The organism is Methyloversatilis sp. (genome assembly GCF_030698125.1).
GTDB lineage: Bacteria > Pseudomonadota > Gammaproteobacteria > Burkholderiales > Rhodocyclaceae > Methyloversatilis.
The window spans coordinates 1-12,020 of sequence record NZ_JAUYNV010000015.1; the positions used below are offsets into that span (position 1 = coordinate 1).

A 12,020-nucleotide genomic window follows, 5' to 3' on the forward strand; every position below is an offset into this window, starting at 1 on the left:
GCCCCAGCCTGCTCGCGCGCTTCGACACCGTGGTCGTGGTGGAAGGTGGGCGCGTGGTCGATGGGGGTCCGCGGGATGAGGTGCTGGCGCGGCGGGTGCATTGAATGGCTGCACAGTGGCGTGGCATCTGTCGGGTGGCCTTGATATGAGGTCGATGCGCGCGACGATTGGGTGGGGGTGTTGGGCATCGCTGCGCTCACCCCAACCTACGGGTGTGGCGCGGGCGGTGGTTTGTCGGGCGGCGGTTCGGTGCGGGTGTCGGGCAGCCCTACCAATGGATACGTCGCCACAGTAGGTTGGGGTGAGCGCAGCGATGCCCAACAACGGGCTCTGCCCGGGTGCTGCCCGTTGAGCCAGTCAAGGAGCTGGCCGCTCCGCGCGCAGCCGGCGTGGCGCAGCGCTTCGGGTGCGGTCACGCGCGCAGCAACTGGCGCAGCCGCGGTTGCACGCGACTGGCGCACCGGCATCGAGCCGCGCCTCAAGGCCTCTGTCGCGTGGCGTTGAATGTGTTCAATGCGGGGCCGCCCGTTCAATCTGCGCGCGAGCGACGTCCCACGAGGTGGCCCAATCCAGGGTCCTTTGCGGCATGTTGTTCAGCGTCATGATGATGCTGGAAAGGTCGCATGACGCCAGCCCGCCTTCTGTTTCGACGCTCACTGTGTAGCAGCGGACCAGATCGTTCATCGCACCTCCGTTGAATCGGCATCGGGGCTTGTCCTGGCTCACCGGCAGCACACTTCTTGCATCCTCCCTCCCGGATCGGCCGGAATGTCCGCTGGGGCGCATGGCCGCAGTCTCTTTGCTGCGTTTGTCGCTGCACTTGCGACATTCGCGTCGTCTGGCGTGCGCGAGGTGTGGAATGGACAGGATCGGCATTTTCTTCGGAACGGAAACGGGCACCACGCGGCTGGTGGCCAAGAAGATCCACGCCCGGCTGGGCGACGCGTGCGCGGCGAAGCCGCTGAACGTGAACCGCATTGAGCCGGCGGATCTCATGCAGTACGACGCGCTCGTTCTCGGCACGCCCAGTTACGGCGTGGGCGACATGCCCGGCCGCTCGGCCGGTTGCCTGGAGGCGAACTGGGAAGAGTTCCTGGCGAAGATGCCGGCCGATGCCGACCTGAGCGGCAAGCGCATCGCGCTGTATGGTCTGGGCGCGCAGGAGCGCTATGCCGAACGCTTTGTCAGTTCGCTGCGCCGGCTGCACGATGTGCTGGTGGACTACGGCGCCGAAATCGTCGGCGGCTGGCCCACTGATGGCTACACCTTCGAGCATTCGGCGTCGGTGGTCGATGGCCGCTTCGTCGGCCTGGTGATCGACCAGCGCACCCAAGGCATGCAGACCGATGAGCGGCTCGATGCCTGGGTCGATCTGGTCAAGCCGCTGCTGCTGGAGAAATTGCAGCAAGCGGCGTAAGCGCGGGACGTTCGCCGTTTGACAGGTGCGCACGTCCCGGCTGCGAACCGCCGGATCGATCTCTGCTGGGCTCTGTTGCCCCACCGCGCGCCCGGCGGACCGGGCCTGGTGATCGATACGGCGCCGCCGGCGCAGACCTTATTCAGCCGGCTTGGCGTCCTCTTCGCACTTGCGCATGAAGGAGTTTCTGGCCGCGCCTGACAGCGGCTTTCCGTCCTTGCTCAGCGCCCTGGCTTCGCAGCCGGACTTCATCGCGTCGGCGTGGCACTTGCGCATGAAGGACGACTTCGCGGCGCCGGCCAGCGGCTTGCCGTTCTTGTCGATGGCGGCGGCCTGGCACTTCGAATCGGCGGCGGCTTGTTCGGCCCCCGGCGCGTCGGCAGCCAGTGCGTTGCCGGTGGCAAGCAGGGCGCACAGCGAGGTGGCGAGGGCGGCGATCAGTCTGTTCATGATGGGTCTCCGTTGAAGGGGGCGCCGGCTGCATTCACGCCATATGAAGCGGCCAGCCGGCACATGATGGCGGCGAATCGCGATGCGGTACAGAGGGCGCGGCGCGCAGGGATGTGCGGGCACCCTGCGGAGGCGATGATGGGCGGCTCAGCGTCCCTCGCTGGCGCGCTGCAGCGCGGCGATGTCGAACTTCGTCATCTGCAGCATGGCCTGCATCACCCGGCCGGCTTTCGCCGGATCGGGGCTCTGCAGCAGGTCGAACAGCACGGTCGGCACGATCTGCCAGCACAGCCCGAAGCGGTCGTTCAGCCAGCCGCACTGCTGGTGTTTGCCGCCGTTGCCGAGCGTGTCCCACAGGGTATCCACCTCGGCCTGCGTCGCGCACTTCACGACCAGCGAGACTGCCGGGGTGAGCGCGTAATGCGGGCCACCGTTGATCACATCGATCTCGTGGCCCTCGATCCGGATCGTCGCCGCCAGCATCGAACCCTCCGGCCCGGGACCATGGCCGCCGTTGCGGACCGATCGAAGTATTTCGCCGCCGGGGAAGACCGACAGGTAGAAATTGATGGCCTCTTCGGCGTTGTCGTTGAACCAGAGGCAGGTGCTGATTTTCGGGCGGGCGGTCATGGTTCAGGCTCCCATTCATTGCGCGGGCGATACTGGCCCTCGTGCCGGCCGTGGCGCGCAACGGGGCACGCATGGGTTACGACGAATGACGGGGGACCTGATCGACAGGTCGGGCGGGGTGGGGGCTCGTCGAGGTGACGGGGCGGCGCTTTGGCGGAGTGCGTTGTTGGGCATCGCTGCGCTCACCCCAACCTACGGGGGGCGGTGGCGTGTGGGGTGGGTGGTGTGACGGGGGTTTTGGGTGGGGATGTTGGGCATCGCTGCGCTCACCCCAACCTACGGGGGGGCGGTGACGTGTGGGGTGGGTGGGGTGACGGGGGTTTTGGGTGGGGATGTTGGGCATCGCTGCGCTCACCCCAACCTACGGGAGGTGGGCGGTGGCGTGTGGGGTGGGGTGGGGTGACGGGGGTTTTGGGTGGTGATGTTGGGCATCGCTGCGCTCACCCCAACCTACGGATATGGCGCCACTGTAGGTTGGGGTGAGCGCAGCGATGCCCAACAACGGGCGCTGCCCGGGCGCTACGCGCCTTTGAGCCAGTCGAAGGTGCTCGCCATTTCGGCCGGGCTGACGTCGTCGATCCGGGCGTCGGCGAATACGTCTTCGCCGGCACGCCACGCGGCCTCGGTTTCGGGTTGCGACAAGGCCAGCATCAGTGCGTGGTTCAGTTCATAGGCGCCCCACGCGTAGCCGGCGTCGCGCAGTGCGGCTTGCAGCGCGTTCTGCACCAGGCTGCGCACCATGCGGTGCGCGACGGAATACGGGATGTCGTCGACCTGCCCGCAGGCGGCGAGCGAACAGGCATGGCGGTCGAGCGAGGCGTGGCCGCGGCAGGCCAGCGGCCGGGCCGGATAGATGGCACAGGCGCCGTCGTCGTCGACGAAAGGACAGGGGCTTTGCAGCGTCACCCGCTGCGCTTCGCTTTCAAAGCGGGTGCGTTCGTCGGCTTCGGCGATGCGCTGCACGACGCGACGGCACACCGCGGGGTCGCTGGTCATCAGATGGCGCGCGACATGCAGCACCTCGGGTGCGGTGGCCGTGACGCGCAGCGTGCAGCAGGTGGCGCACCCCCGGTCGCAGGCGACCGGGGCACCGGCATCGAGCCGCGCCTGCAACGCGTGTTCGAAGCCCTCGAAGGCCTCGTCGAGCAGGTGCGCCAGCAGCGCTTCGTCGTCGTTGCGGGTGTCGAGTATCTGCGCGAAGGCCGCATGCCGGGCGCGGAAGAAGCGCAGGTTGTCGTCGTCGTGTGCCATGCCGTGCCGCTCCGTCCGCAAAATCCCAGCGTCGCACTCTAGGGAAGACGACAGTGGCAGCGGTTGACGTATCGCAAACGATGTCGATGCGGCAGCACCCGACGCTCAGCCAAGCACCGTTTTCGCGACCAGCCCCACCACCGCGCATCCCGCGATCACGTGCATCACGTTGCGCTTGTAGCGGAACAGCGCCACCGCGGCGCCGGCGGCGATCAGTGCCGATATCGCGTCGAAGCGGCCGTCGAAGCCGTCCGGCCACAGCACGTGGTAGCCGAAGAACAGCGCCAGATTGACGATGACGCCGACCACGGCGGCGGTGATGGCGGTCAGCGGCGCGGTGAATTTCAGATCGTCGTGCGTCGATTCGACCAGCGGGCCGCCGGCCAGGATGAACAGGAAGGACGGCAGGAAGGTGAACCAGGTGACCAGCGTCGCGGCGAGGGCGCCGGCGAGGAACAGGCCGTCCGGCCCGAACAGCGCCTGCATGTCGTGGCTGAGATAGCCGCCGACGAAGGCGACGAAGGCGACCACCATGATGAGCGGGCCGGGTGTGGTTTCGCCGAGCGCCAGGCCGTCGATCATCTGCGTCGGCGTGAGCCAGCCGTAGTGGCCGACCGCGCCCTGATACACATAGGGCAGCACCGCGTAGGCGCCGCCGAACGTGAGCAGCGCCGCCTTGGTGAAGAACCACGCCATCTGCGTCAGCGTATGGCCCCAGCCGAACACCATCGTCAGCAGCGCCATCGGAATCACCCACAGCAGAGCACCGATGACCGCCACGCGCGCCAGCCGCGACCATCGGAAGCGCGCGTGCTCGGGCGTCGGGGTGTCGTCGTCGATCAGCGCCGGGCCGAACGACTTGACCACCTTGCCGTGGCCGCCGCCGGCGCTGAATTTATCCGGTGCCAGACGACCACCGACGTAACCGATCAGCGCCGCCGCGGCGACGATGGCCGGAAAGGGCACGTTGAGCGCGAAGATGGCGACGAAGGACGCGCCGGCGATCGCCCACATCCAGTTGTTCTTCAGCGCGCGCGAACCTATGCGGTGTGCTGCCTGCAGAACGATGGCGGTCACTGCCGGCTTGATGCCGTAGAACAGCCCGGCCACCAGCGGCACGTCGCCGAACGCGATGTACACCCACGACAGCGCGATCAGGATGAACAGCGACGGCAGCACGAACAGCACGCCGGCAATGATGCCGCCCCGGGTCCGGTGCATCAGCCAGCCGATATAGGTCGCCAGCTGCTGCGCTTCCGGGCCGGGCAGCAGCATGCAGTAGTTGAGCGCATGCAGGAACCGGCGCTCGGAAATCCAGCGCCGGTTCTCGACCAGCTCCTGGTGCATGATCGAAATCTGCCCGGCCGGCCCGCCGAAGCTGATGAAACCGAGCTTGAGCCAGAACAGGAAAGCGTCGCCGAACGGCACGGTGGGAGCGGGGTGGGAGGTGTCGGCAGTGTCGGGCAGCGGCATGGTGAGCGTGGTCAGTGCGGTGGCGCGGGGCGGTAGCGTCGGATGCAGAGTGTGGACGGAAATCGCCCGGTTTTCGTGGGAGCGGCGGCCTCGCCGCGATGGGCACTTCGAACAGCGATGGTCGCGGCACTGATCGCGGCGGGGACGCCGCTCACACGGCCCTGCGCTGCAAGCCAGTACGCCGTGCCCCGAGCGTACCGCAGCTTCATGACGGTGCGCCCCCGAAACGCTGCAGCTTCCGCACAACACCTGCCCGCTGACGTGCGACGTGCATCGCGCTATCCTGCGGCCAGTTTTTGCTGCCAGGCCATCGATCATGTCCCAGCCTTCCCTGTCCGTTCCTGTTGACGCTGCCCCGAACAACCCCGCGCCCGACACCACGATGCTGCGTGCCGTGACGGCGAGTGCGCTGCAGACGTCGCCGTTCGAGCATATATATATGCAGAACGTGTTCTCGCCCGGCTTCTATGAGCGGCTGCTTGCGCTGATTCCGGCGCGCGAGCGTTTTCACGACCTGCGTCACAAGGACGCGATGCAGCCCGACGGCCGCAGCACGCGTCGGCGCATGTATCTGTACCCGGAACACCTGTGGCGGCTGCCGGCTGAACAGCGTGCGCTGTGGGGTTCGATCTCGCGCGTGCTGCGTTCGCGCGACATGCAGGACGCATTCAAGCTCAAATTCAGACAGTCGCTGGAAACCCGCTTCGGTCGCAGCATCGACCAGATCAATCTGTACCCCATCCCCATCCTGGTGTGCGACCTGCCCGGCTATCAGATCGGCATCCACGCCGACGTGATGGCCAAGGCCATCACCGTGCAGTTCTATCTGCCGAAGGACGCCTCGCAGCGCCACATCGGCACGGTGTTCCACTACGGTCGCACAGGGCCCGAGGCGGAAAAGACCATCGCGATGGATTTCATGCCGGCCAGCGGCTACGCCTTCGCCGTGATGGAGCGCGAAAGCTGGCACAGTGCGCGCCGCACCACCGAAGCCGACGGCGAGCGCCGGACCCTCATGCTGACCTACTACGTGCAGGACACGCCCAAGGCCTGGTTCAAGCGCCGCTGGGACCGCTTCCGCACCTTCTTCGGCCTCGGTCCGAAGGGCTGACCAAAGGGCTGACCAAAGGGCGCGCCCGCGCCTGCCCTCCTGAGACACCTGTAGCCTCTGCGCGCTGAGACGTTCGTCTCATCCTTCCGCGCGCCCGCCTGTTTCAGGAATAACCCCTTTTGGCTTGGGGAAATTTACCCGCCTTGATCACAAAGGATTTTTTCCCCTGCGGTGCCGTCATGCCCGGCCTGCGCCGTTTTGGCATGGATGATGCAGTTCTCTTCCCGCGCGTCGTCGCCGGGTGCCGCTGTGCGCATCCGAAAAAAACGGAGGAGAACCCATGAACAAGCAAACCGGTCGCCTTGCCGGACCTTTCCTGACCTGTCTGATCGCGATGTTCGGCCTGAATGCCGCCGTGCAGGCCGAAGATCCGGAACCGCCGCTCGGCGTGAACGTGCTCGAAGCGACCTTCAAGTGGCGTCCGAATTACGTCAGCGACGACATGCTCATCCATGCCGACAAGGACGCCAACAACTGGCTGCATTACGGCAAGGACTATCAGGGCTGGCGCTTTTCGCAGCTCGGACAGGTGACGCGCGACAACGTGAAGAAGCTGGTGCCGAAGTGGAATCTGTCATTCGGCGTCAATGACGCGCAGGTCAGCCAGACCACGGTGGTGAATGGCCGCATCTACGTCACCGCCAGCCAGAACAAGGTGTTCTCGCTCGATGGTTCGACCGGCCGCATGATCTGGAAGTACGAGCGCTCGCTGCCCGGCGACCTCGGCCCGCGCCTGTGCTGCGAAGCGGTGAATCGCGGTGTCGCGGTGTACAAGGACATGGTCTACATGGCCACGCTGGACACCCACATCGTCGCGCTGAACAACACCACCGGCCGTGTCGTGTGGGAAAAGAAGATGGGCGACTACACCAGCGGCGAAATCTACACGTCGATGCCGCTGGTCGCCGACGGCAAGATCGTGGTCGGCAATTCGGGTGGCGACGTCGGCGGCAACGTCGGCAAGATCACTGCGCTCGATCCGGATACCGGCGAAATCATCTGGCAGACGCTGACCCGGCCGAACAGCCCGAGTGACCCGCACGCCGCAACCTGGGCCAACGATTCGTGGCGCACCGGTGGCGCGTCCGCCTGGCTGACCGGCAACTACGAAGCCAAGACCAACACGATCTACTGGGGGGTCGGCAATCCGGCACCCGACTTCGATCCGTCGGTGCGCAAGGGTGACAACCTGTACAGCAACTCGACGCTGGCGATGGACGCGAAGACCGGCAAGATCAAGTTCCACTTCCAGTACACGCCGAACGATGCCTGGGATTACGACGGCAACAACGAAACCATCCTGGTCGACGACGAAAAGGGTCGCAAGGTGTGGCTGCACGGTGACCGCAACGGCCACCTGTATTCGATCGACCGCACCAATGGCAAGTGCAACTGGGTGGTGCCGATCGCGCGCGTGAACTGGGTGACCGGCTTCAAGGACAACTGCCGTCCGATCGTCAATCCGGACAAGGTGCCCGGCTACGACAAGATCGCCACCGACATCGCGCCGATTCTCGACGGCGGCAAGGAATGGCACCCGGCGGCCTACAGCCCGCAGACCAAGCTGCTGTATGTGCCTTTCATCGACAGTTCGATGGACGTCCAGGCCAAGAAGATGGAATGGAAGCGCGGCGAGTGGTTCCTGTCGTCCAAGGTGCTGAAGGCCAATCCGTACACCGGCGGCATCAAGGCGTTCAACGCCACCACCGGCGAACAGGTGTGGTCGCGTCCGCAGAGCACGCCGGCCACCAGCGGCCTGCTGGCGACCGCCGGCGGCATCGTTTTCTCGGGCGATGCGGAAGGCTTCTTCGCGGCCATGCGCGACGACACGGGTGAAACGCTGTGGCGCTTCAATGTCGGTACCGGCATTCACGGCAACCCGACCACCTTCACGGTCGACGGCAAGCAGTACGTCGCCATCGTGTATGGCCCGGGCGGCGGCAGCCTGTGGCCGCTGGTCTACGGCGAGCTGTTCAAGCAGCAGAACCGCGGCGGCGGAATGATGGTGTTCGGTCTTGCGGACTGAACGCATGATGCGCAGCGCGGCACGTTTTTTGCGAAGCCTGCTCGGGTTGCTGGCGTGTGCCGCGCTGCCGGTGTCAGCCGGCGGCGCACCCGCCGCGCTCGGCGTGTGCGTGGTCGAACAGAACCCGCCGTTTTCTTCGCGCACCCTTGCACCGGCAGGGGTCGATGTCGAGGTCGCGCAGGCCATCGCGGCGCGTCTCGGCCGCGCGGTGCACTGGCAGTGGATCACGCTGCAGGAACGCGGCGGTCTGGGACGTGCGCTCAAGGAATCGGTGCAGGCCGGCAGTTGCGAGCTGTTCGCCGGCATGCCGGTGACCGAGGGCAGCGATGATGACCTGTCGACACGCGGACTGCTGTCGTCGCAGCCCTATGTGTCGGTCGGCTATGTGCTGCTGACGCCGTCCGCCAGCGCGATCGGATCGATGGCCGGGGTGGGCGCGCAGAAGATCGGCGCGGTCACCGCCACGCCAGCTGATCTGTACCTGCTGGCCGGCGGTTTCAACCGCTCGCCGTTCTCCGGCAGCTCGGCTCTGCTGGACGCGCTGGCGAAGGGGCAGATCGGCGCCGGTCTGCTGTGGGCAGGACGGGTGGCGGGTGATGCATTGCCCGCAGGTGTGGTCGTGCGCGAGGCGCTTCAGGCGCCGGCGCTGCAGACCCGCTTTGTCATGGTCAGCAAGCGCAGCGACACGGCGCTGACGGGCGCGGTCGATGCGGCACTCGGCGCGTTGCAGGCCGATGGCACGCTTGACGCGATCGCCACGCGCAACGGGCTGCCACCGGCCATCGGGCACGGCGGCAGATGAAGGACATTAACCAGCCATGCGGGCGTTGTCTGCCCGCGGGCTGCAACTGAAAGCGCAACTCGACGCGCAACGGGAGGATTCGCAGATGATTCGATACACAGCACGGTGCGTGCTGCTGATGGCGCTGGCTGGCGGCGTGCAGGCGTTCGGTCCGGGCCAGGCGCCGGCCAACAATCCGATGGCCGGCGATCGCAGTGCGGCCGGCAAGGGCGAAGAGCTGTTCGGGCGCAATTGCCAGCAGTGCCACAACTCGCGCGGCAAGGGCGGCAAGGGGCCGCAGCTGGTCAAGGGCGCCTGGGGGCCGGGTGGTGCGAACAGCGACGGACAGATGTTCGAGCTGATTGCCCATGGTCGTGCCGGTACCCAGATGGGTGGCTTCGCCAACTCGCTGAAGGAAGAAGAAATCTGGCAGATCATCGCCTTCCTGCGGGAGGAGGGGCTGCGCGTTCAGGCATCCGACAAGCTCGCCAAGGATGACGACGAGATTCCCTACTACTGACCGCTGCATCACGACTCAACGGAAAGAACCTGATGAACAACAAACGCATCAATGCTGCATCGCGTGGCCTGGTGGCCGCCGTCGCCTGCGCAGGCGCACTGATGGCCGCACCCGCGCAGGCGCAGTCTGCGCGCCCGACGCTCGATCTGGCCACTGCCCGCCTGATGGCCGATGCGTGCGAACGCCTCGCGAAGGAAAAGGGCTGGCGCATGATCATCGCGATCAACGACGAAGCCGGCAATCCGAAGCATTTCAGCCGGATGGATGGCAGCATCCTGATCAGCATCCGTGTGGCGCAGCTGAAGGCCGACACGTCGGCCGGCGCGCCGTTTTCGACGCGCCAGTTCCGCGAGTTGTCGAAGACGGTGATCGGCGCCGAACTGATTCCGCGTACCACCACCATAATAGGGGGTCTGCCGATCGTGACCTCGAAAGGCGCGCACATCGGCAGCATCGGTGTCAGCGGCGGCTCGGAAGAGGAAGATGAAGTGTGCGCGCAGAAGGCGCTGGACGCAGTCAAGCATCTGATGTGACGGGTTGGGCCGGCACCTCTCTGGCCTTCTTCTTGCTAAGAAGATGGATGCACGCTGCCGCCGAGCCGCGGCACAACACATACCAAGAACTCAAAAGGAGCCAGAATGAAATCCCTGCCGATATCCGTCGCGCTCGCCACGCTGTTCCTGTCCGGCTGTGCCGGCCTCGGGACGAAAAGCGCCGGGCGTGATGAGGCGCCGGACAGCCACAAGCAGTATTGGGCAAAGTACGACCATTCACTGAAACCGGTGACACCGGCGGTCACGCTGAGCGAAAAGCTCGGGATGGCGGAGCCCGCGCGTCCGGCGGCGAGTGGCACCGCTGCCGCACCGGCTGTCGCGCCGGCGCCCGCCATCCGCGGCTGCGCGGAAGCGGCGCCCGACGCCACCCTCAAACTCATCGCACGGCTGGAAGCCACGCAGGGCAAGGCGCAAGGCGGATCGGCCGAGCTCGACGCGTCAGTCGTCAGGCTGGCCGAACGTACGCAGATGCTGTCCTTCCTGCGCGAGTCGCTCTACCGCACCTGCGAGCGCGCAGCAGCCGGCCAGATCACCAAGGATGAAGCCGCTGCCGCCTACGACAAGGTGATGAATTCAGTTCACGCCATCATCGAAACCGACCGCGACCGCGCCCGTGAATCGGCGGCGAAGGCCGTCAAGGGCCTGTCACCGGAACAGATCAAGGCGCTGCAGTAAGCCTTGATCGCGGACAGGGTCCGCTCCTCGAACGGCAACATCATCGCGGTTTTCGTAGGAGCCGTCCCACGGTCGGCCTTGCATGGCCGACCGGCTCCACGGGCGGCGAGCCGTGCTCGCCGAAACCCCCGCTCCGCCCCCGCAGGCGATCCCGTCTTCGGACACGCGACGTCACGTGATCGACGCGCCTATCGCGGACAGGGTCCGCTCCTACGAAAGACATCGCATGACACGGAATTCGGCGCGGTTTTCGTAGGAGCCTGCCCCTGCAGGCGATCCGCACCCCGCATACGCGGCTGGGCACGATCGACGCGCCTATCGCGGACAGGGTCCGCTCCTACGAGGGGCAAGATTGTCGCTGTTTTTCGTAGGAGCCGTCCCACGGTCGGCCCTGCATGGCCGACCGGCTCCACGGGCGGCGAGCCGTGCTCGCCGAAACCCCCGCTCCGCCCCCGCAGGCGATGCGGTCTTCGGACACGCGACGTCGCTTGCTCAACGTACGCATGGCGGACAGGGTCCGCTCCTGCGAAGGGCGACACCGTCGCGGTTTTCGTCGGCGCCTCCGCGGCGGCCTTACACCTTCCTGTACACCTCGGCGCCCTGCTTGACGAACTCGATCGACTTCGTTGCCATGCCCTGGGTGAGCGCAGCCTCATTGCTCAGACCCTGGGCGGCGGCGTAGTCGCGCACGTCCTGGGTGATCTTCATGCTGCAGAAGTGCGGCCCGCACATCGAACAGAAGTGGGCGAGCTTGGCGCCGTGCTGGGGCAGCGTCTCGTCGTGGAATTCGCGCGCCTTGTCCGGATCGAGCCCGAGGTTGAACTGGTCGTCCCAGCGGAATTCGAAGCGCGACTTGGACAGCGCGTTGTCGCGGATCTGCGCGCCCGGGTGACCCTTGGCCAGATCGGCCGCGTGGGCGGCGAGCTTGTAGGTGATGATGCCCGTCTTCACGTCGTCCTTGTCCGGCAGCCCCAGGTGCTCCTTGGGGGTGACGTAACAGAGCATGGCCGTGCCGTACCAGCCGATCATCGCCGCGCCGATGCCGCTGGTGATGTGGTCGTAGCCGGGGGCGATGTCGGTGGTCAGCGGGCCCAGCGTGTAGAAGGGCGCCTCGTCGCACCAGTCCAGCTGC

The 12,020-nt window shown here is 66.3% G+C and carries 13 protein-coding genes; 7 read left to right on the forward strand and 6 right to left on the reverse strand.

Annotation, left to right across the window (positions count from 1 at the left end):
* Positions 1-510: 510 nt before the first annotated feature.
* Entirely contained in the window at positions 511-684 is a 174-nt protein-coding gene (locus Q8Q80_RS06370) for a hypothetical protein (protein ID WP_305632115.1), read from the reverse strand.
* Between the two features lie 175 nt (positions 685-859).
* On the opposite strand from Q8Q80_RS06370, the gene Q8Q80_RS06375 reads away from it, so the two are divergent.
* The gene (locus Q8Q80_RS06375) at positions 860-1,417 is read left to right on the forward strand and encodes a flavodoxin (protein ID WP_305632116.1); all 558 of its coding nucleotides are present in this window, start codon (positions 860-862) and stop codon (positions 1,415-1,417) included.
* Positions 1,418-1,555: 138 nt separating this feature from the next.
* On the opposite strand, the gene Q8Q80_RS06380 is transcribed toward Q8Q80_RS06375, so the two are convergent.
* The 4 genes from Q8Q80_RS06380 to chrA form a co-directional block, all read right to left on the reverse strand.
* Complete coding sequence (locus Q8Q80_RS06380) at positions 1,556-1,867, reverse strand: hypothetical protein (protein ID WP_305632117.1); 312 nt, start codon at positions 1,865-1,867, stop codon at positions 1,556-1,558.
* Between the two features lie 147 nt (positions 1,868-2,014).
* Positions 2,015-2,497: a VOC family protein gene (locus Q8Q80_RS06385; RefSeq protein WP_305632118.1), complete on the reverse strand. Its 483-nt coding sequence runs from the start codon at positions 2,495-2,497 to the stop codon at positions 2,015-2,017.
* A 519-nt stretch (positions 2,498-3,016) separates the two neighbouring features.
* Entirely contained in the window at positions 3,017-3,748 is a 732-nt protein-coding gene (locus tag Q8Q80_RS06390; RefSeq protein WP_305632119.1) for a YkgJ family cysteine cluster protein, read from the reverse strand.
* Positions 3,749-3,853: 105 nt separating this feature from the next.
* The gene (gene chrA / locus Q8Q80_RS06395) at positions 3,854-5,221 is read right to left on the reverse strand and encodes a chromate efflux transporter (RefSeq protein WP_305632120.1); all 1,368 of its coding nucleotides are present in this window, start codon (positions 5,219-5,221) and stop codon (positions 3,854-3,856) included.
* A 316-nt stretch (positions 5,222-5,537) separates the two neighbouring features.
* On the opposite strand from chrA, the gene Q8Q80_RS06400 reads away from it, so the two are divergent.
* The 6 genes from Q8Q80_RS06400 to Q8Q80_RS06425 all read left to right on the forward strand — a co-directional run bounded on the left by Q8Q80_RS06400 (position 5,538) and on the right by Q8Q80_RS06425 (position 10,888).
* Complete coding sequence (locus Q8Q80_RS06400) at positions 5,538-6,332, forward strand: hypothetical protein (protein ID WP_305632121.1); 795 nt, start codon at positions 5,538-5,540, stop codon at positions 6,330-6,332.
* 280 nt (positions 6,333-6,612) lie between these two features.
* Positions 6,613-8,358, forward strand: coding sequence for a PQQ-dependent dehydrogenase, methanol/ethanol family (locus Q8Q80_RS06405; protein WP_305632122.1), 1,746 nt, complete (start codon positions 6,613-6,615; stop codon positions 8,356-8,358).
* A gap of 4 nt (positions 8,359-8,362) precedes the next feature.
* Positions 8,363-9,160, forward strand: coding sequence for an ABC transporter substrate-binding protein (locus Q8Q80_RS06410; RefSeq protein WP_305632123.1), 798 nt, complete (start codon positions 8,363-8,365; stop codon positions 9,158-9,160).
* 85 nt (positions 9,161-9,245) lie between these two features.
* On the forward strand, positions 9,246-9,659 hold the full coding sequence (locus tag Q8Q80_RS06415; protein WP_305632124.1) for a c-type cytochrome: 414 nt from the start codon (positions 9,246-9,248) through the stop codon (positions 9,657-9,659).
* Between the two features lie 32 nt (positions 9,660-9,691).
* Positions 9,692-10,192, forward strand: coding sequence for a heme-binding protein (locus Q8Q80_RS06420; RefSeq protein WP_305632125.1), 501 nt, complete (start codon positions 9,692-9,694; stop codon positions 10,190-10,192).
* A gap of 105 nt (positions 10,193-10,297) precedes the next feature.
* On the forward strand, positions 10,298-10,888 hold the full coding sequence (locus Q8Q80_RS06425; RefSeq protein ID WP_305632126.1) for a hypothetical protein: 591 nt from the start codon (positions 10,298-10,300) through the stop codon (positions 10,886-10,888).
* A 573-nt stretch (positions 10,889-11,461) separates the two neighbouring features.
* Here the strand turns inward: Q8Q80_RS06425 and Q8Q80_RS06430 are convergent.
* Positions 11,462-12,020, reverse strand: a 559-nt coding sequence (locus Q8Q80_RS06430; RefSeq protein WP_305632127.1) for a phosphomethylpyrimidine synthase ThiC, incomplete at its 5' end; no start/stop codon positions are given.